The sequence below is a fragment of the Mesonia aquimarina genome, from assembly GCF_003667275.1.
Lineage (GTDB): Bacteria > Bacteroidota > Bacteroidia > Flavobacteriales > Flavobacteriaceae > Mesonia > Mesonia aquimarina.
The window spans coordinates 1-23,401 of sequence record NZ_RCNV01000011.1 but is presented as its reverse complement, the minus strand read 5'-3'; the positions used below and the strand labels follow the sequence as shown (position 1 = coordinate 23,401).

The following is a 23,401-nucleotide window of genomic DNA, read 5'->3' as shown; positions in this document are numbered from 1 at the left end:
GTTAGTTTTTAGCAAAAAGCTGTGATTGATTTTTAAAAGCTTTAAACTCTAATGCGTTTCCGCTAGGATCATAAAAGAACATTGTGGCTTGTTCGCCTGTTTCTCCTTTAAATCTAATATAAGGTTCAATTTGAAAAGATACCTTTTTTTCTTCAAGATTTTTGGCAAACTGATGAAAATCTTCCCAGCTTAAAACTACACCAAAATGTGGAATTGGTACAGCCTTACCATCAACTGTATTGCTTGGCAACTTTGGCGAATGATTTTTGTCTTCGTGAATAACAAATTGGTGTCCGAAAAAATCAAAATCTACCCAATGATTACTGCTTCTGCCTTCGGTTAAGCCTAAAGTGACTTTATAAAATTTTCTAGCTTCTGTCAAGTTTTGGACAGGAATTGCTAAGTGAAATGGTTGAATTTTTTTCATAAAAAATTAATTGTTGCGAAGCGCTTTAATCAATTCACTTTTATTCATTTTAGATCGCCCGGAAATACCGACTTTTTGTGCTTGCTGATATAACTCGTCTTTACTCCATTCTTCATATTTAGGAGCTTTCCCTCCTTTTTTACCTGCGTTTGAGGTATTTGCAATACGGGCGGCTTTTTCCTGGCTGTAACCCTTATCACGCAAAGCTTCATATTGATCTTCGTTCTTAATGCTCGGTCGTTCCATGTCTTTTTTCTATAAATTTACCAAGATTAAGGGGATAATATGCTTAAAAATATGTTAGGATTTACCGCCTCTACTTTTTCTGTTTTTAGGAGAGAATTTTTTTGGCTTTTCTTTTTTAGACGTTAAATTTTCTTCTGAGCTATCAGCGGTTTTACGAGAACTGCTGATTAAAGTGTTAAGATTACGAAGTTCTTTTTTGGTTAGTTCGCGATATTCACCAACGGGCAAATCGAGCTCAATATTCATGATTCGCACTCTTTTCAGTTGAACAACCTCGTAGCCTAGATACTCACACATTCTTCTAATTTGCCGATTTAAGCCTTGGGTTAAAACTATTTTAAAGGTGTATGTTCCTGTTTTTTCGACCTTGCATTTTTTGGTTATTGTATCTAAAATGGGAACACCTGAACTCATTTTTTTTACAAAATCATCGGTTACCGGGCGGTTAACTTTTACCCAATATTCTTTGTCGTGATTGTTTCGTGCTCGTAAAATTTTATTAACAATATCTCCATCATCTGTCAGTAAAATTAATCCTTCGCTGGGTTTGTCTAATCTTCCTATGGGAAAAATTCGCTTATGATAATTAATAAAATCGATGATATTGTCTTTTTCAACACGCGTATCGGTTGTGCAAACAATACCTACCGGTTTATTAAACGCTAAATAAACAAAGGGGTCTTTTTTTTCTGAAACAGGTTTGCCATCAACACAAACTTCATCTTCAGGGCTTACTTTTGTGCCCATTTCAGGAATACTGCCATTAATAGTAACTCTACCGGCTTCAATAAGTTTATCGGCTTTTCTGCGCGAGCAAAAACCAACTTCGCTTAAATATTTATTGATTCGGGTAGGATTTTCAGTACTCATAAATTTTATTGATTTAAAAACTGAATAATTTCAGTATTAATAAAATTGTTATTCAAGGAATGGCCTGCGCCTTCAGTTTCGATTAAATTTGATTCTCTCCAGTTTTCATGAATTGCTCTTGACGCTTGAACGGGCGCAATTTTATCATATTTATCATGAATTATCAAACCTTTTTGCGATAATTTTTCTGCAAAACCGGCAATGGAAAATTCTTTAAATTTATATCCTAAAGTAGTATGAAAATGATTTTCTAAATCTTTCATAACGCGAGGTTTTAGCTTGAGTATTTTCTGAAAATCATTCATAATTTCAGTTAATTCAGAAGGAGGTCCCAGTAGTACTAATTTTTCTAAGGTTTTCTCAGGCTTTTTATGTTGATTGAAAACTGTAGTCATTGCGCCAATGCTATGACCTACAATAAAATCGGGCTGAAATTCTTTGAGCATGGTGTTAATGCAAGCGCTGTAAAGAGGGACATGAATGTATGTGCCTTCTGAATGTCCATGTGCTGGCGCGTCAAAAGCAATAATGTTGAATTCTTCGGCTTGTAGTTTTTCTATCAAAGATTTCCAGCGGTATGAATTGCTTTCCCAACCGTGCACCAATAAAACGGTTTTACCTTTTCCTGGCCAGTGATAAGTTTGTAAAAAGTGCTTTTCGTGCTTTACCTTTTTGGCTTTTGCTTGTGCTAAAAAAGGAGCTTGTTCTGGTTTTACTTTTCCGCGTCTTGGTGAGCAGAATAGATAAAATGTTTTGTTTACAGCTTTTTTGGGTTTAACCAAATGCAACGAATTAAGCTGAACGCCAATAATTTTTGGCAAATACTTATTGATGGTTTTTTTCATACAAAAAGCAGACTACACCTCGTCTGTGTCTTTTTTTCTTTTAATGATGCCAATTCCTGATAAGAAAAAAATTAGTCCTACAATGGCAAAAGGCCAAGCTCCCGGAATATTAATGCTTCCAAAAATCCCGAAAATACCTAAAATTAGGCCAATCATTCCGACAACGGTAAGTACAATTCCTAGTATTTTAATCATAGTGGTTTGTATTAGTTAGTGATTAAAGATACTGAGTTATTGATGAAGCTGAAGAAGGATTAACATTTTCTAAAGACTTGAAATTATTTTTGCCAGCGCTTTATTTCTTTTTTAGCGGCGTGTTCTCCACCCCAGTTTTTTATAATAACCTTATCATTTGGGTCATATTCTTGAAACCAAATTCCTATTACCTTTCTTATTTCAGGATAATTAACGGAGAGTTCGTTAAAATTTTTCGCCTGTATAATTTGCTGAGCACTGTTTGTTGGAACCGCTAGAATTTTGTAATCGCTTTCGCCTTCATCAATTAACCTGATTAATGCAATCGGGGTAACTTGCATAACGGTTCCTGTAGGTACGCTTTCTGATAAAACTAAAATATCTAACGCATCACCATCGCCTCCCTTTTTTGGATCAGAAAAAGTAGAAGGGATAAATCCGTAATTTCCTAAATAAGGTAGAAAATCGATAACTCTAGCTTTCCCGTTGATGCTGTCTGTTATAAATTTTTTCTTAATAGGATTGTATTCAATTTTGTGGTTTGTACCTGCCGGAATTTCAATAACCGCTTGCAAAACACTATCTTTAGAAAAGCTAGGGAGCTTATAAAAATCAGTCTTTTCAATTGTATTTGTTTCTTCCGTTTTAGCTTTTTCAGCACAAGAAAAAAATAACATAGCTATACCAATAAAAATTAAATTTTTCACGCGAAAAAAATTGACTAGGAACTCATTTTGATTTTTAGTATTTAACCGAAAATGAAGTGAAATTTGCATAGATGAGATAATTTTTTGAAAGGCATCGCATTGTTACGGCTAAAAAAATTAACGAAATATAGGGGGATTTCAATTATTTTTTAGAAAATGAAAAAAGTCAAGATGAGTTCTATAAAAAAAACTATTTCCAACCAATCCAAAAATGTTTAATTTTTGCATCATCAGGTATTTGTGATGGTTCAATTTTTACATCGGTATTATAGCGCGCTGTTCCTGAAATTGATTCTTTATCTATGGTAACATAGGCATTTATTTCATCAATAAAAATAACAGCGGTTTTTAAAGTATTCTCTATTCTAGAAATTTTATAATTTTCGTTAATGTCTTTAAAAGTACTTTCAGAATTTAATCCTTTAAGGGTTTTAAAACGCGGATCTTTTATTTCTATATTAGCAATAGTACTGGTGCTGTCAAAACTTTGTACTGGATCTAACAATAACAATTCCTTTCCTTTATTATCATACACATAGATTTCGCTTCCGGCACTAAATCCTTGGTTTCTACTTTTTTTAACAATAGAGTCATTTGCAAAAATTGAATCTAATTGTTTTACTTGAACTTCTTTTGTTAGTAACCCAATGTTGGTTTTGGTGATTGAAAACGGATCGGTTTTTTCTTCAGTGGTGCAGCTGGTAAAAATAAAACCAAAACAAAAACTTGCTAAAAGGAGCTTTTTCATAATTCAAATTATTTTCCGTAAAAATAGGAATAGTTAAGCGCTTGTAGAAATTATTTTTCGATTTTAAGAAAAGCCTCAAAAAAGAATAAAAGTCTAGGGTGCTCTTTTCTTGAATGACTATCTTTGTACCCATGAAAAAGGCAGATATAGAAAAGCTTGTAGAAGAAGGAAAAATGCTTCCGTTAATGGAGGAGTTTTATACCATTCAGGGCGAAGGTTTCCACAAAGGAACTGCGGCTTATTTTATTAGAATTGGCGGTTGCGATGTAGGCTGTCATTGGTGCGATGTAAAAGAAAGTTGGGATGCCGAAAAACATCCACCAACCGTTACCGAAAGAATTGTAGACAATGCAATAAAATATAGTGATACCGTTGTGATTACCGGTGGAGAACCACTTACGTGGGATATGACTGAAATAACCAGTCGATTAAAAGAAAAAAATGCTCAGATTCATATAGAAACTTCCGGTGCTTATAAACTTACTGGGATTTGGGATTGGATTTGCCTTTCTCCAAAAAAAATAAAACTTCCACAGCCAGAAGTTTATGAAAAAGCGAATGAATTAAAGGTGATTATTTTTAATAAACACGATTTTAAATTTGCTGAAGAGCAAGCTGCAAAAGTTAATAAAGACTGTATTCTCTACTTACAACCGGAATGGAGCGTTCGCGATAAAATTATTCCGCTTATTGTAGATTACGTAATGCAAAATCCAAAGTGGAAAGTTTCGCTACAAACACATAAATACTTGAATATTCCATAGTATAAAAAAAATCAGCCGAAAATTTTTATAAAAAAATTATTCATCGTAATATTGCAATGAATAAATGAATTATGGGAATCACCAAATCAGAAATATTTACCGACGCTCAAAATGAGTTAGCAACCATAGCCAAAGTAATAGGTCACCCTGCACGAGTAGCAATTTTGCAATATCTTTTTGAAAAGAATTCTTGCGTTTGTGGCGACTTGGTAAACGAAATTGGTTTGGCACAACCTACTATTAGTCAGCATTTGCGTGAATTGAAAAATGTTGGTTTAATAAAAGGAGATATAGAAGGTACGCGAGTTTGTTATTGTATAGATTCCGATAAATGGTTAGAGGTTCAAAATCTATTGATGCATTTTTTTAATAGAAATCCTGCTGACAATTCTTGCTGCTAAAAAAATTTAAATCAATTAATCGTAATATTGCGATATAACAATAATCAAAAGTGAAATGAATACATCAGAATTTTTAAAAGAATTAGAAAAACAACCGACAGCTAATTTACTATTCGCATACGAAGAAGGAAATTTTGCACGCGCAGATTTTCATTTAACAGAAATTAAAAATGTGAATTTTGATACCGTAGATTGTGGTGGAAAGCAAAATAAATGGGAAGAAACCCATGTGCAAATTTGGGAAAATCCGGTTCCTGAACCACAGCACGCCGTAAGCGCAAAAAAGGCTATAGAGATTTTTCAATTGGTGCATAAAATTAGACCGATAAACACTAAAGCTGACTTAAAATTTGAATATGGAAATCAAACTTTTCATACCGCAGTTTTACCGGTTCGTGAAATTCAGCATAAAGAGAATTTAATTATTGTAAAACTCGGGGTAGAAAATACAACCTGTAAAGCAAAAGATCGAGCAGAAACTCCAGAAGAAGCAGCACTTGCTTGTTGCGCGCCGGTTCCAGCTTCAGAAGAAAAATCAACTTGTTCACCAAACAGCGGATGTTGCTAAATACAGTACAATGACAAAGAGTAATAAGAAAATGTCTTTTTTAGACCGGTTTTTAACCGTTTGGATTTTAGTGGCAATGTTAATAGGGGTTGGGTTAGGTTATTTTTACCCGGATTTTCCAGAGCTTATTAACTCATTTAGTTCAGGTTCTACCAATATTCCAATAGCTATCGGATTAATTTTAATGATGTATCCGCCTTTAGCAAAAGTGAATTATAAATTACTGCCTAAAATCTTTAAAGATGTAAAAACCTTAGGCTTATCTTTATTTTTAAATTGGATTGTCGGGCCGTTGTTGATGTTTGGGTTAGCGTTAATTTTTCTGCAAGATCACCCGGAATATATGGTGGGACTAATCTTAATTGGTTTAGCTCGTTGTATTGCAATGGTATTGGTTTGGAATGATTTAGCTGAAGGAAGCTCGGAATACGGAGCAGGTTTAGTTGCGTTAAATAGTGTTTTTCAGGTGTTTGCTTATAGTTTTTACGCGTGGCTTTTTATTACCAAATTACCCCCGCTTTTTGGTTTTGAAGGTGCAATTGTAGATATTTCAATAGCAACAATTGCAGAAAGTGTTGCCATTTATTTAGGCGTTCCATTTATAATGGGAATTCTCACCCGATTTATAGGTGTAAAGTTAAAAGGAGAACATTGGTATAACACGGTTTTTATACCAAAAATTTCCCCTGTAACTTTAATAGCTTTATTGTTTACTATTGTTATAATGTTCAGCTTAAAAGGAGAATTAATTGTCACTATTCCTTTTGATGTGCTATTAATTGCAGTACCGCTGATTATTTATTTTATCGCTATGTTTATCATCGGTTTTTTTACCAGCAAAGCTATTGGCGCTTCTTATCCGGTAAATGCTTCTGTAGCCTTTACAGCTTCGGGAAATAATTTTGAATTAGCGATAGCTGTAGCAATTGCTGTATTTGGTTTAAATAGCGGACAAGCCTTTACCGGTGTTATTGGTCCGTTGGTTGAAGTTCCGGTACTCATTGCTTTAGTTCGCGTAGCTTTTTGGTTGAAGAAAAAATACTATAAATAAAATTACAGATGAAATTACACGCAAGTAATACACAGCTAGAAGAATTGATTCAAGAATTGTTAAATCAAATGACATCAATTTCAGAAACGCGAAGAACGCAATTAGATAGTTTGGTAGAAGCTATAAAAACTGATATTTCTTCTTTTGAAAAAGCAAAGGTAATGATGATTTGCACGCATAACTCTAGAAGGAGTCAGTTGGGAGAAATTTGGATCAATACCTTGGCTGATTATTATAAAAAAACAACAATTGAAGCATTTTCCGGAGGAACAGAAGCTACGGCTTTTCATCCTAATATGGTTAAAGCATTAAGTTTAGTAGGTTTTGAGTTTCAACAAATAACTGAAGAAGAGAATCCGAAATATAAATTAACCTCACTAAACGATGAAGCTTACGCAAACCTACTTTTTTCGAAGCGTTTTGAGAATAAATTTAATCCTCAAAAAAACTTTATAGCGGTAATGGTTTGTTCGCAAGCAGATGGCGGCTGTCCTTTTGTGCCAGGTAGTTCGCATAGAATTTCGTTGACCTATGAAGATCCTAAGGTTTACGATAAACAACCAAATGCTATAGAAAAGTACAAAGCAAAAATCTATGAAGTCGGTAGAGAAATGCTTTATGTATTTTCTAAACTTTAATCAATAAAAAGAGGCTGTCTAAAAAGATTAAAAAAGCGTCATTCTGAATTTATTTCAGAATCTCATATTGCTGAAATACAAATTAGTATGAGAACCTGAATCAAGTTCAGGTTGACAAAAGTTAACTTTTTAGACAGCCTTTTTTTTATTAATAGGTTTAATAGAAAGTTACTTCTCTACATTTTGAAAAGGAACTTCAACAAATTTATCATCCCAACCCATTAATAATTTTGTACCGTTTTCAGTGGGTTGAAAAGTTACAGAGAAATTTTCAATAGTAGCGGCTGCAGTTCTTGCAGGTGCTTTAATACGTACTAAATCTTGTTCTTTTTTGTAATTACTAATAGTTCCCCAGACATTAATGTTTTTATTTAAAATAATAGTCCATTCACTTTTTCCGGGGATAGTGTAAAGTGTATATGTACCCGATGGAATTTTATTTCCGGCAATTCGCATATCATCATAGAAAGTGATTTCCGTAGCCTCGTTTGCACCGGTACGCCAAACCTTATCATAAGGTACTAGATCACCAAAAATTTCCCGTCCTTTTTTTCGCGGACTGCTATAAATAATACGTGCCATTGGTGAGTGGTCTGTATTTCTAATAATTGCCACTTCCATCGGACTTTTGTCTAAATCAGAAAAATCTTGCGCGTTTGTGCCTAAAACGGTGAAAACGCAAATACATACTAAACTGAAAAATTGTTTCATAATAAAATTTGTTTTCAGAAAAGATAATATTTAGAGTAATAAACACTTGTTAAGAGAATACTTTATTTATGTTAAAAATAGATTTTTATTGCGGTCACCTATAAATACAATTTTTTTCGGGAGTTTTTTACAAATATTGTTAATAACTTCAAGAGTGGCAGGGAATTTAGGTTTCCGTAGAACCCCTTGTTTTTCTATATTTGTGTTCTTACTATGTTAATTTTTGAATTGTATGAGTGAAGAAGTAAAAAAGAATTATTCTGCCGATAGTATTCAGGCGCTAGAAGGAATGGAGCACGTAAGAATGCGTCCATCGATGTATATTGGAGATGTAGGGAATAGAGGATTGCATCACTTGGTTTATGAGGTGGTAGATAACTCTATTGATGAAGCTATGGCAGGTCATTGCGATGCAATTGATGTCGTTATTAACGAAAACGGTTCTATTACTACCAAAGATAATGGGCGAGGGATTCCTATAGATCTTCATAAAAAAGAAGGGGTTTCAGCTTTAGAAGTTGTTATGACTAAAATTGGAGCAGGTGGTAAATTTGATAAAGATTCTTACAAAGTTTCCGGTGGTTTACACGGAGTTGGGGTAAGTTGTGTTAATGCACTATCAGAGCATTTGCATGCCTATGTTCATAAACAAGGAAAAGTTTGGGAGCAAGAATACGAAAGAGGAAAACCATTATATCCGGTTAAAAGTACCGGAGATACAGATTTTACAGGTACGGTAGTTACTTTTCAGCCGGATCCTACAATTTTTAAAGATGGCACGCGCTATAATTATGATACGCTTGCCAGCAGGTTAAGAGAATTAGCATTCCTAAATAAGGGAATCAAAATTTCTTTAATTGATAAGCGAGAGAAAGACGAAAAAGGTGAATACCGTAGTGATAAATTCCATTCTGAGGAAGGTTTAAAAGAGTTTATTCGCTTTTTAGATGCTACGCGTGAGCCAATTATCGGCGATGTTATTGCTATGGAAGGGGAAAAGAATGAAATCCCTGTAGAAGTAGCCATGATTTATAACAATTCTTATGGTGAAAATTTACATTCGTATGTAAATAATATTAATACACACGAAGGCGGAACGCACTTATCTGGTTTTAGAAGAGGTCTAACATCAACATTAAAGAAATATGCCGACGCTTCGGGAATGTTAGATAAGCTAAAGTTTGAAATTTCGGGAGATGATTTTCGTGAAGGCTTAACTGCAATTGTTTCAGTGAAAGTAGCTGAACCTCAGTTTGAAGGACAGACCAAAACAAAATTAGGAAACCGAGAAGTAACTTCAGCGGTTTCACAGGCTGTTTCTGAAATGCTGGATATTTATTTGGAAGAAAACCCAAATGATGCAAAGACCATTGTACAAAAAGTGATTTTAGCAGCGCAAGCGCGTCATGCAGCTAAAAAAGCTAGAGAAATGGTGCAACGTAAAACCGTGATGAGTGGTGGCGGACTTCCGGGTAAACTTTCAGATTGTTCGGAACAAGACCCTAAAATTTGCGAAGTGTTTTTAGTAGAGGGAGATTCTGCAGGAGGAACAGCAAAACAAGGAAGGGATCGTAACTTCCAGGCTATTTTACCGTTGCGAGGGAAAATTTTGAACGTGGAGAAAGCCATGCAACACAAGGTTTTTGAAAACGAAGAAATTAGAAATATTTATACCGCTCTAGGTGTTACTATTGGTACAGAAGAAGATAGTAAAGCTTTAAATTTAGATAAATTACGTTACCATAAAATTGTCATTATGTGTGATGCGGATGTCGACGGAAGTCACATTGCTACCTTAATTCTTACATTTTTCTTCCGGTATATGCGTGAATTAATTGAAGCGGGGCATATTTTTATAGCAACACCTCCTTTATACTTAATTAAGAAAGGAAGTAAAAAACGTTATGCGTGGAATGAGAAAGAGCGTGATGCAATTGCAGCAGAGTATGCCGGCGGTTTAAATATTCAACGTTATAAGGGGCTTGGAGAGATGAATGCTGAACAATTGTGGGATACAACCATGAATCCTGAATTTAGAACGTTGCGTCAAGTTACAATCGACAATGCAAGTGAGGCAGATCGTATTTTCTCTATGTTAATGGGGGATGAGGTGCCACCTCGTCGAGAGTTTATCGAGAAGAATGCTGTATATGCTAATATTGATGCATAAAATATATTAAATACCTTTTTTTAAAACTCGTGCTTTTTCTTTTTAAGCACGAGTTTTTTATTTAAAAACTTAAACTCTAGTCAACCATGAAAAAAATCACTTTTATTTTACTTCTTTTTTTACACAAGTTTTTTTTGCACAAACTAATATTGGAGAAGTAGTAACCTATGCTATCGAGAATATTACAAAATTCGGAAAATCATATATTTCGCCGGCTGCACAAGGGGTAATGTATAACGTTAATAATGGATGGTATAATAGTGCTGCATCTAAAAAGTTTTTAGAGGTAGATGTTGATTTGATCGGTAATTTGACTTTTGTAAAAAGAGAAGAAAATTCCTTCTTAGTGAATACAAATGATTATAATAATATTAGGTTTAAAGACGGAGCTATGGAAAAAGACGTGGCTACAATTTTTGGAAGAAATGATCCCGATATCATTGCTTTAATTGATTACGAAACCGATCAAGGAACGGAAGCTTTAGAAGTGGAATTGCCTCAAGGGATTGATGAAGGAGAGGTGAATAGTGCGCCAAATGTTTTTTTACAAGCAAGTGTGGGACTTATAAAAGGGACAGAGTTGAAAGTTCGGTATGCGCCAAAAATAAATTACGGAGATGTGGAAAAGAAATTATATGGGGTAGGGCTTCAACACGAGATAACGAGTTGGTTGGCAGAAGAAAATAAATTTCCTTTGCATATAGCGGCTTTGGCAGGATATACAAAGTTTAATGGATTTTATGATATTAAAGAATCTGGTGAGCAAAATACTGATCAAGGAATAGATTCAGAAATGGATACGTGGACGTTTGCAGTGCTTACTTCAACAAAATTTTCTAAGCTTAATTTTTATGGAGGTATCGGATATTTAACAGCAAATTCAAAGACAAAGTTTAAAGGAGTTTATAAATTGGCAGAAGAAGATAGTCAATTCCAAAACTTGTTAGATAATTATACCGTAAAAAACGAAGTGAATGGTTTTAATGCTACGTTAGGAGCAAATCTTAGTTTGGGGGCATTTCACGTTAATACAGCTTTTAATATTCAAGAGTTTTATAATATAACCCTAGGAGTGGGGTATCGATTTAATGCAAAATAATTGCATTTTTTGTTTTATTAAACATTGATGGGTAATATTCAAGCTTTTAACCCTTTGTTATTGATTTAAATAATTTCAATTTCGTATTTTAGCGTTTTGGTTAAAATTCATAATAATTAATTTTAAAGATAATATAATGAAAGTTACAGTAGTAGGAGCAGGAGCCGTAGGAGCAAGCTGCGCAGAGTACATTGCAATTAAAGATTTTGCTTCAGAAGTAGTTTTACTAGACATTAAGGAAGACTATGCTGAAGGAAAAGCAATGGATTTAATGCAGACCGCTTCATTAAACGGTTTTGATACAAAAATTACGGGAAGCACAAACGATTATTCCAAAACAGCTGGTAGTGATATAGCGGTAATAACTAGTGGGATTCCACGTAAACCGGGAATGACTAGAGAAGAATTAATCGGAATTAATGCCGGAATTGTAAAAGAAGTTTCTTCAAACATTATTAAGCATTCTCCTGATGTAACTATTATTGTGGTAAGTAACCCAATGGACACAATGACCTACTTAGTGCATAAATCTACAAACCTTCCTAAAAACAGAATTATAGGTATGGGTGGTGCTTTAGATAGTGCACGTTTTAAATATCGCTTAGCCGAAGCATTAGAAGCGCCAATTTCTGATGTAGATGGAATGGTAATTGGTGGTCATAGTGATAAAGGAATGGTTCCTTTAACAAGATTAGCAACAAGAAACAGTGTGTTGGCTTCAGAATTTTTAGAAGAAGATCGCTTAAATCAAGTTGCTGATGACACCAAAGTAGGAGGTGCAACCTTAACTAAAATGTTAGGAACAAGTGCTTGGTATGCTCCTGGAGCTGCAGTATCTGGATTAGTGCAAGCCATCGCTTGCGATCAGCAAAAAATGTTTCCTTGTTCTGCCTTGTTAGAAGGAGAATATGGTTTAAACGATTTGTGTATTGGCGTTCCTGTTGTTTTAGGGAAAAACGGTATCGAGAAAATTGTTGAAATTGAATTAAATGATGCTGAGAAAAATAAGCTTAAAGAAAGTGCCGAAGGGGTGAAAAAAACCAATGGATTATTAGATATATAAGTTCTAGTTAGCTAAATTTTAAATGTGAGTATAGATAAATTGAGCTTTAAAAAGCAAGTTTGATACTTCATTTGAGTATTTAGTTGGGATAATAATCATAAATTAATAAAAAGCCTGTTGATAAATCATACATCAACAGGCTTTTTTGTGAAATTTATCTTAAAAAAATTATTGTCATTTCTTTTTTGAAACCCTATATTTGTCCGTTTTAAATTTAAAAATAAATAATTTCAAGGAATAATGCAGAATAAGGGACTAATTAGGCTATTCGCGGTTTTATTTGGTTTGGTGTGTATTTACCAACTATCATTTACCTTCATAACCAATAAAGTAGAAGGAGATGCAGAAACATTTGCTAAACAACAGGTAAGTGAAGATGTAGAAGATTACTCAAGTAAAAGGGAACAGGTAGAAACCAGGTATTTAGATTCTATTGGTAAGAATAATATTTTTGCCGGAATTACTTACGAAACTGCAAAAGATAAAGAACTTAACAAAGGACTTGATTTAAAAGGAGGTATCAATGTTATTCTTCAAATATCGGTGAAAGATATTCTGGTAGAATTATCTGATAATTCTACTGATCCTGCATTTAGAAAGGCTTTAGCACAAGCTGATCAAGCGCAGTCTGATAGTCAAGATGATTATTTAGATCTTTTCTTTCAAGAATTTACTGAACTTCCTGATGCAAAATTAGCTTCACCGGATATTTTTGCCAATAAAAACTTGAGTGATGATATCAACTTCGAAATGTCTAATCAACAAGTTCAACAAGTTTTAAAAAGAAAAGTTGACGAAAGTATTACCTCTGCATTTGAAGTTTTACGTAAACGTATCGATAAATTTGGGGTTACACAACCAAATATTCAGCGTTTAGGAGATTCAGGAAGAATTTTAGTCGAGCTTCCAGGAGCAAAAGATATTGAGCGTGTAAAAGACTTACTACAAAGCACCGCACAATTAGAATTTTGGCATGTATTTAAAGGACAAGAATTTAATTCATTCTTAGCGCAAGCAAATGCTAAATTGAAACAAGTTTTAGCTCCAGAAAAAGCGGAGGCTGAAACAGAAAAAGATACTACAGCAGCTTTGCAAGAAGAAGATATAGATGATTTATTAGCTGATGCGGAAGCAGAAGAGGAAGAGGTTGCACGCCAACCACTTGCTAGCATTATGCAAGGAGGTCCTCGTGGGCCGGTAATTGCAACTTTTGCTTTAAAAGATACAGCTACGGTAAATAAATATATGAGAATGCCTCAAGTGCGTTCTTTATTATCAGCAGATAAAAAGTATGCAAAATTTGTTTGGGGAATTCCATCTTCTGTGGAAGGTAATGAACTTATTGATTTATATGCTTTAAAAGCTAATAAGCAAAATGAGCCGGATTTAAGCGGAAGTGTAATAACTGATGCTACGCAGACCTATGATCAGTTAGGTAGAATTGCTGTTTCTATGGAGATGAATGGCAAAGGTGCGAAGAAGTGGGAAGAAATGACCGGAACAGCTTATAAACAAGGTTCTCAAATCGCCATTGTTCTAGATGATATTGTATATTCAGCACCTGGAGTTACTACAGGTCCAATTTCTGGAGGACGTAGTGAGATTTCAGGAGATTTTACAGTAACAGAAGGGCAAGATTTAGCAAACGTATTAAGAGCGGGTAAATTGCCTGCTTCTGCAGATATTGTACAGAGCGAAGTGGTTGGACCATCTTTAGGACAAGAAGCAATAGATAGTGGAGTTATGTCTTTCTTAATTGCTTTAGCTTTTGTGTTAGTTTGGATGGTTTTTTATTATGGAAAAGCCGGGGCTTTTGCAGATGTCGCTTTAGCGGTAAACATATTGTTTATTTTTGGTGTTTTAGCAGGTTTAGGAGCGGTTTTAACTTTACCGGGTATAGCAGGTATTGTGTTAACAATTGGTATGTCGGTAGATGCTAACGTACTTATTTTTGAGCGAATTCGTGAAGAACTAGCGAAAGGAAAAAGTCAAGCTGAATCAATTAAAGACGGGTTTAGTAATGCACTTTCGTCAATTCTTGATGCAAACATCACTACAGGTTTAACCGGAATTATCTTATTAGTTTTCGGAACAGGTCCAATTAAAGGTTTTGCAACCACCTTATTAATAGGTATATGTACATCATTGTTTACAGCTATTTTCGTAACACGATTATTTATTGATGGCTACGGTAAGAATGGAAAATCATTAGCTTTTTCTACAGGAGCAACTAAGAATCTATTCCAAAATATGAGCATCAAATTTATTGCAAAGCGAAAAGCAGGTTATGTGATTTCTTCTATCTTAATTATTGCGAGTTTAGCTTCATTAGCGATTAGTGGTTTAAATCAAGGAGTTGATTTTGTTGGAGGAAGAACTTATACTGTTCGTTTTGATCAAGATGTAAATGCAACGGAGATTGAAAAAGATTTAGTGGCCACTTTTGGTAGTGCAGAGGCGAAAACTTTCGGAGCTGATAATCAATTAAAGATTACGACAAAATATAAAGTGGAAGAAGAAGGAACTGAGGTTGATAACGAGATTTCAGAAATGATGTTTACAACACTTCAGCCTTTTTTACCTAGTGGGTTAACTTATAACCAATTTAAAACAGTGGATGATGATAGCGCAGCAGAGGTAGGGGTTATGTCTTCTATGAAAGTAGGTCCGACTATTGCTGATGATATTAAAAAAGCTTCAATTTGGGCTGTTCTTGGATCTTTAATTGTAGTGTTTTTATATATCTTATTTAGATTTAGAAAATGGCAATTTAGTTTAGGAGCTGTAGCGGCAGTTTTCCATGATGTGTTAATCATTTTAGGAATTTTCTCTATCGCAAAAAGCTTTATGCCGTTTAGTATGGAAATTAATCAGGCTTTTATTGCGGCGATCTTAACAGTTGTAGGTTATTCCTTGAATGATACAGTAGTTGTATTTGATAGAATTAGAGAGTTTTTTAAAGAGCATTCTACTTGGGCATTCCATAAAACAATTAATTCAGCATTAAACAGTACGATTAGCCGTACCTTGAATACTTCATTAACTACTTTAATTGTATTATTAGCGATCTTTATTTTTGGAGGTGAAAGTATTAGAGGCTTTATGTTTGCTTTAATTATTGGTGTACTTGTTGGTACATATTCTTCACTTTTCATTGCAACGCCAATTATGTATGATACGGCGAAGAAAAAGAGTGATGAGTTGTTACGTGCAAAAGAAGAAGAGAAAGAAGAGGAAGAGCCGGTACAAGCGTAAAATTCTCTTTAATCTGATATATTTTAAAAAGCCGTCTAAATTTTAGACGGCTTTTTAGTGTTAGTGTTTAAAAGAATAATTGCTTGCAGATTGGTGTTTTTTAAATTACATTACAATGATATTGATATTTTACCTATGTTTAAAGCCTAGCTTATAGAGGTATTCGTGCTACTAAGTCCACACTGAAACTATAGCGTAACTATGTTTGTCTGTATAATAGTAGATTCAGTGTAAACCTACATTGTATTTTCTGTGCTTTAATAAGTTGATTGCTATGGAGAAAGCTTTACTTAGACCTCAAGTAGATATGCAATAAAGACCCCTTGGTTTATTGAATGCTATATGTAAAGTCTTTTGAGGTTTTTATCAGAAGAAAATAATTTTATCAATGAAATGTAAAGAATGTATAACTTATTCTCTGTTAAAAATTGCACGATCACCAAGGCTTATTTTCCATTGATCTGCCATTCCTGCATTGACTTCTAATACATATTGAGAAGCAGCTTCAGAAGGAATTGGGCTTTCGTCCATCGGCTTTGCGTTTCTATTAATATCTACAATCTTATTTGCGCTGTTAATATAAATAAGGTCTAAGGGAATGTAGGTGTTTTTCATATAAAAATTTGGTCGGGCAAGTTCTTCACTATATATGAAAAGCATTCCTCGGTCTTCTTTCATTGACTTACGATACATCAATCCGGTTTGATGCTCATAGGAATTGTCAGCAATTTCTATCGCTATGTTTGCGATGGTGTCGTTTGATTTATTTAGAAACAATAGCGTTCCTTCTTTTTTGAAGCTAGGTTGTTTAGTGGTTACTTTTTTTAAGTTTTTATCGGTATTATTCTTACAAGAAATATTGCACATAGCAAGTATCCCTACGAAGCATAAAACAGTAAAGCATTTTTTATACATGTTGATTGGCTTTTAATTGCTTTAGGGATCTGAAAATTAAAAACAAACCGATTAAAATAAAGGGGATGCTTAACCATTGACCGGTATTTAAGGCCCACGTGGCGCGTTCGCCAACTTGTGCTTCTTTTACAAATTCTACAAAGAAACGAACGGTCCATAGTAACACTAAAAATAAACCAAAAATAAAGCCTGTGTTCTTTCGTTTATCAGTTTTCCAATAAATTATCCATAGAATTAAAAAGACAATAATATAACAACCTGCTTCGTATAATTGGGCCGGATGTCTAGGAAAGGATTCACCTAATTGCTTAAATATTACTCCATAATCCGTTCCTGTAGGCTTTCCTATAATTTCTGAATTTATAAAATTCCCTATTCTTATGAAGACACCTCCACTAGCTACGGGAATTACAATACGGTCTAATATCCATAGCATTGGTTTTTTCAATACTTTTTTGCTGTAAAAATACATTGCAATGATTATTCCGATTGCGGCACCGTGACTTGCTAAACCTTGAAACCCGGTAAATTCAAACTCGGGCACAAAGCGAGCAGGTAATACTATAGAAAGCGGATCTTGCCAAATTAATTCGGTTTGGTAAAATAAAACGTGACCTAAACGCGCACCAATTAGTGTTGCTAAAACTGTATAAATGAACAAAGGATCTAATTTTTCCTCAGCTATTTCTTCACGCTTATAAATTTTTTTAATAATAAACCAGCCAAGAGTAAAGGCAATAAGGTACATTAAACTGTAGTAGCGAATAACATAAAAACCGAGATCAATTCCTTTTGAAGGATCCCAAACAATAGCTGAAGTAAGCATGAGTAGGTTTTAAAAAATTAGAAGTGTAAAGATAAATATTTGATTGAGTTTAGAGCAGTTCTATACTGAAGATTTTAAGGCTAATCTTTTTTAGGAGGAACCGGATCGTACCCGGAACTACCCCAAGGATGACATTTGCTTATTCTTACTATACTTAAACCTATACCTGCTAAGAGTCCGTGTGTTTTTAAAGCTTTTAAGCAGTAAGAGGAACAGGTCGGTTGAAATCTACACGAGGCGGGAGCTAAAGGAGAAATAAAGTATTGATAGATTTTTATTAAAAAAATAAATGGCGCTATCAATACCTTTTCTAACATGTTAAAGGGAATAAGTTGTTTTGCCTTTTTTGTCTTTTAAACTGATGCCATTAGCTGCTAGCTTATCTCTAATTTTATCGCTTGTAGCGTAATCTCTATCTGCTCGCGCTTGATTCCTTAAATCGATTAAGAGCTCAACAATATTGCCTAAGCGTTCAGTATCTTGATTATTTTCTAGTACTGCTGTAGCTTCTAGGCCTAAAACATCAAAAGTAAATGCTTTGATAGTTTGTTCGAGCGTTTCTAAATCATTTTTATTAATGCTGACTTTACCGGCTTCAATAGCATTGATCTGTTTTACAGCTTCAAATAATTGAGCAATTAAAATCGGACTATTAAAGTCATCGTTCATGGCGTCATAGCAAGTCTGTTTCCAAGATTGTACGTCAAAAGATGATTTTTCTGAAGTCGGTAATTTTGGAAGTAATGCAATGGCATCCATTAATTTTTGAAAGCCTTTTTCTGCAGCAGTCAATGCTTCATCAGAAAAATCTAAAATACTACGGTAGTTAGCTTGTAGCATGAAAAAACGAGCAACACTCGGGGCAAAAGCTTTTGACAAAACATCATTATCTCCCGAAAATAAATCTGTGGGTAAAATATTATTACCGGTACTTTTTGCCATTTTTTTACCATTTAAAGTAAGCATATTAGCGTGCATCCAATAATTTACCGGATTTTTTCCGGTAGCTGCTTTTCCTTGCGCAATTTCACATTCATGATGTGGGAATTTTAAATCCATACCACCACCGTGAATATCAAACTCATTTCCTAAATACTTAGAACTCATAACTGTACATTCTAAGTGCCATCCCGGGAAACCCACACTCCAAGGCGAAGGCCAGCGCATAATATGCTGTGGTTCTGCTTTTTTCCATAAAGCAAAATCTTGTGGATTTTTTTTATCGTCTTGAGCGGTAAGTTCGCGCGTATTGGCAATCATATCTTCTAGCTTTCTTCCGCTTAAAATTCCGTAGTGATTTTTTTCGTTATATTTTAATACATCAAAATAAACCGATCCGTTGGCTTCGTATGCAAATCCTTTCTCTATGATTTCTTTGATTATTTCAATTTGCTCAACAATATGTCCTGTAGCTGTAGGCTCTATACTAGGTGGAAGGTTGTTGAATTTTTGTAAAATTTGATGAAAATCTACTGTATATTTTTGAACCACTTCCATTGGTTCAATTTCTTCTAATCTTGCTTTTTTGGCAATACGATCTTCACCGGTTTCGGCGTCATTTTCTAAATGTCCTGCATCGGTAATATTACGGACATAGCGCACTTTATAGCCTAGGTGTTTTAGGTAACGAAAAACCAGATCAAAAGAAATAAACGTACGACAATTCCCAAGGTGAACATTGCTATATACTGTTGGTCCACACACGTACATTCCTACGTAGCCGTCAGTTAGCGGTTTAAAAAGTTCTTTTTCTCCGTTTAATGAGTTGTAAATTTTTAAGTTTTGTTCTTCGTACAAAGCCATTGATTCTTATTTTTTAAGAAATAAAGTGAGTGCGGTTTAAAAGTCGGTATCGAGTTTTATGTAGTCTAAAAATTCACGACGGGTGGCATTTTCTTTAAATTTACCGCCAAACTCACTAGTTACTGTGCTGCTTTCAATATCGCGAATCCCACGACTGTTCACGCAAAGATGCTTAGCGTCAACAACGCAAGCCACATCTTCTGTGCCTAATACTTCTTGTAATTCTTTTACAATTTGCATAGTCATGCGTTCTTGAACTTGCGGGCGTTTAGCAAAATAATCTACAATTCTATTCATTTTAGAAAGGCCAACGACTGTTCCGTTAGAGATATAGGCAACGTGAGCTCGACCAACAATGGGAAGTAGATGGTGCTCGCAAGTAGAGTAAACGGTGATGTTTTTTTCAACCAGCATTTCCCCGTATTTGTATTTATTTTCAAATACAGAGGCTTTGGGTTTTCTGTCGGGATGAAGACCGGCAAAAATTTCGTTTACAAACATTTTTGCTACACGTTGTGGAGTACCTCTTAAACTGTCGTCAGTTAAATCCATCCCGAGTGTATGTAGAATACGGTTTACATCTTCTTTAATGGAAGCTATTTTTTCTAAGTCGCTTAATTCAAAAGCATCTTTTCTAATAGGGTTTTCTTGACTAGAACCTACGTGGTTGTCTCCCACTTCTTCAATATCATCCAATATATTATCTATTTTCATGTGTTTAGTCCTCTAAAACATTTAAGAATGCAAAGATACAGATTTTTCGGCTTTTAGCATAGTTCACTGTAATTACATTAAAAGAGATGCCTACTTTTTTTTAGAAGCAAATAATTTATTACTTTTCCAGAATTAATAATTTTCTGATGATTTTTTAACAAAATTACCAGGGGGATTTTAAAAGATAAATTGTTTTACTAATAGCAACTAGGTTAAAAAATCTGTAGTTGTGTGTTTTTTTATTATAAAATTTAACTTATGAAAATAAAATTACTATTCTTTTTCTTCATCTTTGGTATGAGCTCTTCTGTATTTGCACAAGACATATTAATGCAAGATGGAGAATTTCAACAATGTTCTGGAAACTTTTACGACGAAGGTGGGCCAGATGCTACTTACTCCTCTTTTTCGGGGGAAGAAACGCAAGTCTTAACCTTATGTCCTGAAGGTGATATGCGTGTTCGAGTAGATTTTACGGAATTTCTTATTGCTGGGGCTTCTGATTATTTATACATTTATGATGGAGACTCTACGGATGCACCTTTAATCGATGATTATACCGGAGCGAATAATCCGGGAACTGTCATCGCAAGTGGAGGAAATCCTACAGGTTGTTTAACCTTTGAGTTTGTCCCCGATGGGAACTTTTCTCCTTTAGCAGGCTGGGAAGCAGAAATCTCTTGTGAAGAACCTTGTCAGGAAATTGATCCGGAGTTGATTAGTGTTTCTCCTTCAGACTTAATAGCCCCCGGTACATACGAAGTAGCGGTTTTAGAGGAAATTACTTTTGAAGGGACTGCTGTTTTTGAAAATAGTGGAGAGAATGCTACCTATGAATGGGATTTTGACGATGGAACTTCTGCTTTTGGCGAAACGGTAAGTCATGAGTTTGATGCTACTGGAACTTATGAAATAAACTTGATTGTCACTGACGACTTTGGATGTTCGCATACCCTTATTTTTGAAGTAGTAGTAGAATTCTTTGTTTTGGAAGTAGATACTACAACTTATACGGTTCCGGAATTGGTTGAAGATGTACTCATTGATAATCCCTGTGCAAATATTTCTAATATAACTTGGAGTACAGGTACAAATTTTGGTGATGTAAATGGAATAGGGTATTTCAATCAAAATAATTCATCGTTTCCAATTGAAGACGGTGTTGTTTTGTATTCGGGAGATGCTTTAAACGATGTTCCCGGAGCTACTGGGTCTACCCCGGCCACTCAAGGAGAGACTGGTTCGCAAAGTTCTGGTGGCACAGGTTGGCCTGGTGATGCGGATTTGACAGATTTAATTCAAGAAATTGAAGGAAATACTACTTCAGATTCTGAAAATGCTAGTATTATAGAATTTGATTTCGTTTCCTTTGCAGATCAAATGAGTTTTAACTTTTTATTTGCATCGGATGAGTATGGTGGGTTTCAATGTTCTTTTTCTGACGTATTTGCTTTTTTTCTAACAGATTCTAATGGAAATACAACTAATTTAGCGGTAGTTCCCGGGACTAATACACCTGTTGCTGTTACTACAGTTAGGGATGATACATATAATGGTGGTTGTGCATCCCAAAACGTGGGGTATTTTGATACTTTTTATGGTGCTGGAGGCGCAAACCCTTCTTCAGCTCCTATTAATCTTAGAGGAAATACCGTGATAATGACAGCTCAGTCTACGGTAATTCCAGGTGAACAATATCATATTAAATTAGCTATTGCAGACAGAAATGATACTGCACTTAATTCTGCCGTATTTTTAGAAGCCGGAAGTTTTGATATTGGTTCTGTTGACTTAGGATCAGATATTACTGCTGTAAATGGTACCGCTACTTGTGAAGGGCAAACGGTAACCTTAGATGTAGGCTTAAGTGTGATTGATGGCGTTACTATAGAATGGTACCAGGACGGAGAGCTTCTTCCGGGAGAAGATCAAGCTACTTTAGAAGTTACAGAACCCGGAAATTATGAAGCTGTTTTTCAGTATCTAGATGATTGTGTGAGCTCCGATGTTATTTTGGTTGAGTTTTTACCTACACCAGATGCTTTGGCCAATAATCCTGAAGACCTATTCTTGTGTAGCAACGAAACAGAAGAAACACTTTTTGATTTAACCGCTAATGATGATAATGTTTTAGGTGATCAAGATGCAGAAGACTTTGAGATTACGTATTATACTTCAGAAGAAGATGCAGATGACGCAACTTCTCCTATCCTAAACCCAACTGAATATGTTTTTACAGGATCTGCTGATGTGTGTGAAGAAATATTTGTTAGAATTGAAGGTGTAGCTGAAGGAGAGTTGACAAACTGTTATGATACCGCAAGTTTTGAATTATGTATCGGCGGAATAAATGTTGGCGACATGCAAGACCTTACCGAGTGTGACCCGGAGAATGATGATGTTACAGAATTTGATTTAACAGAGAATGACGCTGCGGCATTAGATGGTTTAGCTTCTGATGAATATACGGTAAGTTATTACGAGAGTCAAGCTTTAGCAGATGCGGGAGACACACCAATTGGGACTCCTACTGCCTATGAAAACACTTTAGCAAACCCGCAAGAGATCTTTGTTCGTGTAGAAAATAATGAAAGCCCAAACTGCTATGCAGCGGATAACAGCTTTTTCATAGAAGCGATTCCAAGCGGAATAGCCAACACGCCAGATTTGATTAACTACTGTTATGTAGATGGTTTAGAAGAAGTAGACTTAACGCAAAATACAGTTGTAGTATTAGGCGCTCAAGATTCTAATGATTTTACGGTAAGCTATTATGAGAATAGTGCCGATGCAGAAGCAGGTACCAATGTTATTTCTGCACCTGATGTTTATCAGCCAGGTTTAGCAGAAGGCTGTATGACCATCTATGTGCGCATAGAAAACAATGCAGATACTAGTTGTTACAACACAACAAGCTTTGAAGTCTGTACAATCATTACAGAGGTAGTGAGTGTTGATAACCTAGAAGAATGCGATTCGGACAGTAATGGGAGTGCAGTATTCGATTTAACTCAAAACGATTCGGTAGCATTAGGCGCAGACCAAGGGTCTTCCGATTACAGTGTAAGTTATTATGAGGATGAGGCTTCAGCTGAGGCGGGCACACCTGCAATAGGCACTCCAACAGCTTATGAGAATAGTGCAAGTCCTCAGACGATCTGGGTACGCGTAGAGAGTAATACGCTAACGAGCTGTTATGCCGTAGCTAGTTTTACGATCACTAGTTATGAGAATGGAATTGCGAATCCGGTTCCGGATTTAAGTTATTGTGATACCGATACCAATGGAGATGCTGTATACGATTTAACACAAAATACGCCTATTTTATTAGGCGCACAAGATGCGAATGATTTTACGGTAAGTTATTATGAGACCATAGCGGAAG

Annotated in this window: 22 protein-coding genes and 1 pseudogene; 10 read left to right on the top strand and 13 right to left on the bottom strand. The window is 35.0% G+C overall.

From position 1 onward, the window contains the following. Position 1 precedes the first annotated feature (1 nt). From D9R05_RS12975 to D9R05_RS12945, 7 genes are all read right to left on the bottom strand, one after another. Complete coding sequence (locus tag D9R05_RS12975; protein ID WP_121667657.1) at positions 2-427, bottom strand: VOC family protein; 426 nt, start codon at positions 425-427, stop codon at positions 2-4. Positions 428-433: 6 nt separating this feature from the next. Then, the gene (locus D9R05_RS12970) at positions 434-673 is read right to left on the bottom strand and encodes a DUF7218 family protein (RefSeq protein WP_121667656.1); all 240 of its coding nucleotides are present in this window, start codon (positions 671-673) and stop codon (positions 434-436) included. A gap of 54 nt (positions 674-727) precedes the next feature. Then, positions 728-1,543 (bottom strand): 23S rRNA pseudouridine(2604) synthase RluF, encoded by an 816-nt coding sequence (gene rluF / locus D9R05_RS12965; protein ID WP_121667655.1) that lies wholly within the window; start codon positions 1,541-1,543, stop codon positions 728-730. A gap of 5 nt (positions 1,544-1,548) precedes the next feature. Then, positions 1,549-2,388 (bottom strand): alpha/beta hydrolase, encoded by an 840-nt coding sequence (locus D9R05_RS12960; protein WP_121667654.1) that lies wholly within the window; start codon positions 2,386-2,388, stop codon positions 1,549-1,551. Between the two features lie 12 nt (positions 2,389-2,400). Beyond that, entirely contained in the window at positions 2,401-2,583 is a 183-nt protein-coding gene (locus tag D9R05_RS12955) for a hypothetical protein (RefSeq protein ID WP_121667653.1), read from the bottom strand. A gap of 83 nt (positions 2,584-2,666) precedes the next feature. Continuing rightward, positions 2,667-3,290, bottom strand: a complete 624-nt coding sequence (locus D9R05_RS12950) for an inorganic diphosphatase (protein WP_240463074.1) — start codon at positions 3,288-3,290, stop codon at positions 2,667-2,669. A gap of 190 nt (positions 3,291-3,480) precedes the next feature. Next, positions 3,481-4,038: a hypothetical protein gene (locus D9R05_RS12945; RefSeq protein WP_121667651.1), complete on the bottom strand. Its 558-nt coding sequence runs from the start codon at positions 4,036-4,038 to the stop codon at positions 3,481-3,483. A gap of 131 nt (positions 4,039-4,169) precedes the next feature. On the opposite strand from D9R05_RS12945, the gene D9R05_RS12940 reads away from it, so the two are divergent. The 5 genes from D9R05_RS12940 to D9R05_RS12920 all read left to right on the top strand — a co-directional run bounded on the left by D9R05_RS12940 (position 4,170) and on the right by D9R05_RS12920 (position 7,460). Next, a complete protein-coding gene (locus tag D9R05_RS12940) occupies positions 4,170-4,802 on the top strand; it encodes a 7-carboxy-7-deazaguanine synthase QueE (protein ID WP_121667749.1) in 633 nt (210 codons plus the stop codon). 71 nt (positions 4,803-4,873) lie between these two features. Beyond that, entirely contained in the window at positions 4,874-5,203 is a 330-nt protein-coding gene (locus D9R05_RS12935) for an ArsR/SmtB family transcription factor (RefSeq protein WP_121667650.1), read from the top strand. Between the two features lie 55 nt (positions 5,204-5,258). Then, positions 5,259-5,771 (top strand): DUF6428 family protein, encoded by a 513-nt coding sequence (locus D9R05_RS12930; protein ID WP_121667649.1) that lies wholly within the window; start codon positions 5,259-5,261, stop codon positions 5,769-5,771. Between the two features lie 10 nt (positions 5,772-5,781). After that, positions 5,782-6,822 (top strand): ACR3 family arsenite efflux transporter, encoded by a 1,041-nt coding sequence (gene arsB / locus D9R05_RS12925; protein ID WP_121667648.1) that lies wholly within the window; start codon positions 5,782-5,784, stop codon positions 6,820-6,822. Positions 6,823-6,830: 8 nt separating this feature from the next. After that, complete coding sequence (locus D9R05_RS12920; RefSeq protein ID WP_240463072.1) at positions 6,831-7,460, top strand: low molecular weight phosphatase family protein; 630 nt, start codon at positions 6,831-6,833, stop codon at positions 7,458-7,460. A gap of 168 nt (positions 7,461-7,628) precedes the next feature. Here D9R05_RS12920 and D9R05_RS12915 read toward each other — a convergent pair whose 3' ends face one another. Then, positions 7,629-8,171: a DUF2911 domain-containing protein gene (locus tag D9R05_RS12915; protein WP_121667647.1), complete on the bottom strand. Its 543-nt coding sequence runs from the start codon at positions 8,169-8,171 to the stop codon at positions 7,629-7,631. Between the two features lie 232 nt (positions 8,172-8,403). Between D9R05_RS12915 and gyrB the strand changes: the two genes are divergently transcribed. The 4 genes and pseudogenes from gyrB to secDF all read left to right on the top strand — a co-directional run bounded on the left by gyrB (position 8,404) and on the right by secDF (position 15,758). Continuing rightward, complete coding sequence (gyrB, locus tag D9R05_RS12910) at positions 8,404-10,341, top strand: DNA topoisomerase (ATP-hydrolyzing) subunit B (protein ID WP_121667646.1); 1,938 nt, start codon at positions 8,404-8,406, stop codon at positions 10,339-10,341. A gap of 118 nt (positions 10,342-10,459) precedes the next feature. Beyond that, positions 10,460-11,440 (top strand): annotated as a pseudogene (locus tag D9R05_RS12905) (DUF6588 family protein); the annotation flags it as partial. A 136-nt stretch (positions 11,441-11,576) separates the two neighbouring features. Next, positions 11,577-12,503: a malate dehydrogenase gene (gene mdh, locus D9R05_RS12900; RefSeq protein ID WP_121667644.1), complete on the top strand. Its 927-nt coding sequence runs from the start codon at positions 11,577-11,579 to the stop codon at positions 12,501-12,503. A gap of 240 nt (positions 12,504-12,743) precedes the next feature. Beyond that, a complete protein-coding gene (gene secDF, locus D9R05_RS12895) occupies positions 12,744-15,758 on the top strand; it encodes a protein translocase subunit SecDF (RefSeq protein WP_121667643.1) in 3,015 nt (1,004 codons plus the stop codon). Positions 15,759-16,169: 411 nt separating this feature from the next. Here the strand turns inward: secDF and D9R05_RS12890 are convergent, their stop codons facing one another. From D9R05_RS12890 to folE, 5 genes are all read right to left on the bottom strand, one after another. After that, positions 16,170-16,673, bottom strand: a complete 504-nt coding sequence (locus D9R05_RS12890; protein WP_121667642.1) for a DUF192 domain-containing protein — start codon at positions 16,671-16,673, stop codon at positions 16,170-16,172. Next, a complete protein-coding gene (gene lgt, locus D9R05_RS12885; protein ID WP_121667641.1) occupies positions 16,666-17,499 on the bottom strand; it encodes a prolipoprotein diacylglyceryl transferase in 834 nt (277 codons plus the stop codon). The genes D9R05_RS12890 and lgt overlap by 8 nt, the downstream gene beginning before the upstream one ends. 80 nt (positions 17,500-17,579) lie before the next feature. Beyond that, on the bottom strand, positions 17,580-17,816 hold the full coding sequence (gene yidD / locus D9R05_RS12880) for a membrane protein insertion efficiency factor YidD (protein WP_121667640.1): 237 nt from the start codon (positions 17,814-17,816) through the stop codon (positions 17,580-17,582). Between the two features lies 1 nt (position 17,817). Beyond that, positions 17,818-19,302 (bottom strand): cysteine--tRNA ligase, encoded by a 1,485-nt coding sequence (gene cysS, locus D9R05_RS12875; protein ID WP_121667639.1) that lies wholly within the window; start codon positions 19,300-19,302, stop codon positions 17,818-17,820. Positions 19,303-19,338: 36 nt separating this feature from the next. Next, complete coding sequence (gene folE / locus D9R05_RS12870; protein WP_121667638.1) at positions 19,339-20,016, bottom strand: GTP cyclohydrolase I FolE; 678 nt, start codon at positions 20,014-20,016, stop codon at positions 19,339-19,341. Between the two features lie 258 nt (positions 20,017-20,274). Here folE and D9R05_RS12865 point away from each other — a divergent pair. After that, positions 20,275-23,401, top strand: a 3,127-nt coding sequence (locus D9R05_RS12865; protein WP_162984988.1) for a choice-of-anchor L domain-containing protein, incomplete at its 3' end; no start/stop codon positions are given.

Coding starts and splice junctions, on each gene's coding strand:
- D9R05_RS12975 (WP_121667657.1), bottom strand. CDS start 427: ATGAAAAAAATTCAACCATTTCACTTAGCAATTCCTGTCCAAAACTTG.
- D9R05_RS12970 (WP_121667656.1), bottom strand. CDS start 673: ATGGAACGACCGAGCATTAAGAACGAAGATCAATATGAAGCTTTGCGT.
- rluF (WP_121667655.1), bottom strand. CDS start 1,543: ATGAGTACTGAAAATCCTACCCGAATCAATAAATATTTAAGCGAAGTT.
- D9R05_RS12960 (WP_121667654.1), bottom strand. CDS start 2,388: ATGAAAAAAACCATCAATAAGTATTTGCCAAAAATTATTGGCGTTCAG.
- D9R05_RS12955 (WP_121667653.1), bottom strand. CDS start 2,583: ATGATTAAAATACTAGGAATTGTACTTACCGTTGTCGGAATGATTGGC.
- D9R05_RS12945 (WP_121667651.1), bottom strand. CDS start 4,038: ATGAAAAAGCTCCTTTTAGCAAGTTTTTGTTTTGGTTTTATTTTTACC.
- D9R05_RS12940 (WP_121667749.1), top strand. CDS start 4,170: ATGAAAAAGGCAGATATAGAAAAGCTTGTAGAAGAAGGAAAAATGCTT.
- D9R05_RS12935 (WP_121667650.1), top strand. CDS start 4,874: ATGGGAATCACCAAATCAGAAATATTTACCGACGCTCAAAATGAGTTA.
- D9R05_RS12930 (WP_121667649.1), top strand. CDS start 5,259: ATGAATACATCAGAATTTTTAAAAGAATTAGAAAAACAACCGACAGCT.
- arsB (WP_121667648.1), top strand. CDS start 5,782: ATGACAAAGAGTAATAAGAAAATGTCTTTTTTAGACCGGTTTTTAACC.
- D9R05_RS12920 (WP_240463072.1), top strand. CDS start 6,831: ATGAAATTACACGCAAGTAATACACAGCTAGAAGAATTGATTCAAGAA.
- D9R05_RS12915 (WP_121667647.1), bottom strand. CDS start 8,171: ATGAAACAATTTTTCAGTTTAGTATGTATTTGCGTTTTCACCGTTTTA.
- gyrB (WP_121667646.1), top strand. CDS start 8,404: ATGAGTGAAGAAGTAAAAAAGAATTATTCTGCCGATAGTATTCAGGCG.
- mdh (WP_121667644.1), top strand. CDS start 11,577: ATGAAAGTTACAGTAGTAGGAGCAGGAGCCGTAGGAGCAAGCTGCGCA.
- secDF (WP_121667643.1), top strand. CDS start 12,744: ATGCAGAATAAGGGACTAATTAGGCTATTCGCGGTTTTATTTGGTTTG.
- D9R05_RS12890 (WP_121667642.1), bottom strand. CDS start 16,673: ATGTATAAAAAATGCTTTACTGTTTTATGCTTCGTAGGGATACTTGCT.
- lgt (WP_121667641.1), bottom strand. CDS start 17,499: ATGCTTACTTCAGCTATTGTTTGGGATCCTTCAAAAGGAATTGATCTC.
- yidD (WP_121667640.1), bottom strand. CDS start 17,816: ATGTTAGAAAAGGTATTGATAGCGCCATTTATTTTTTTAATAAAAATC.
- cysS (WP_121667639.1), bottom strand. CDS start 19,302: ATGGCTTTGTACGAAGAACAAAACTTAAAAATTTACAACTCATTAAAC.
- folE (WP_121667638.1), bottom strand. CDS start 20,016: ATGAAAATAGATAATATATTGGATGATATTGAAGAAGTGGGAGACAAC.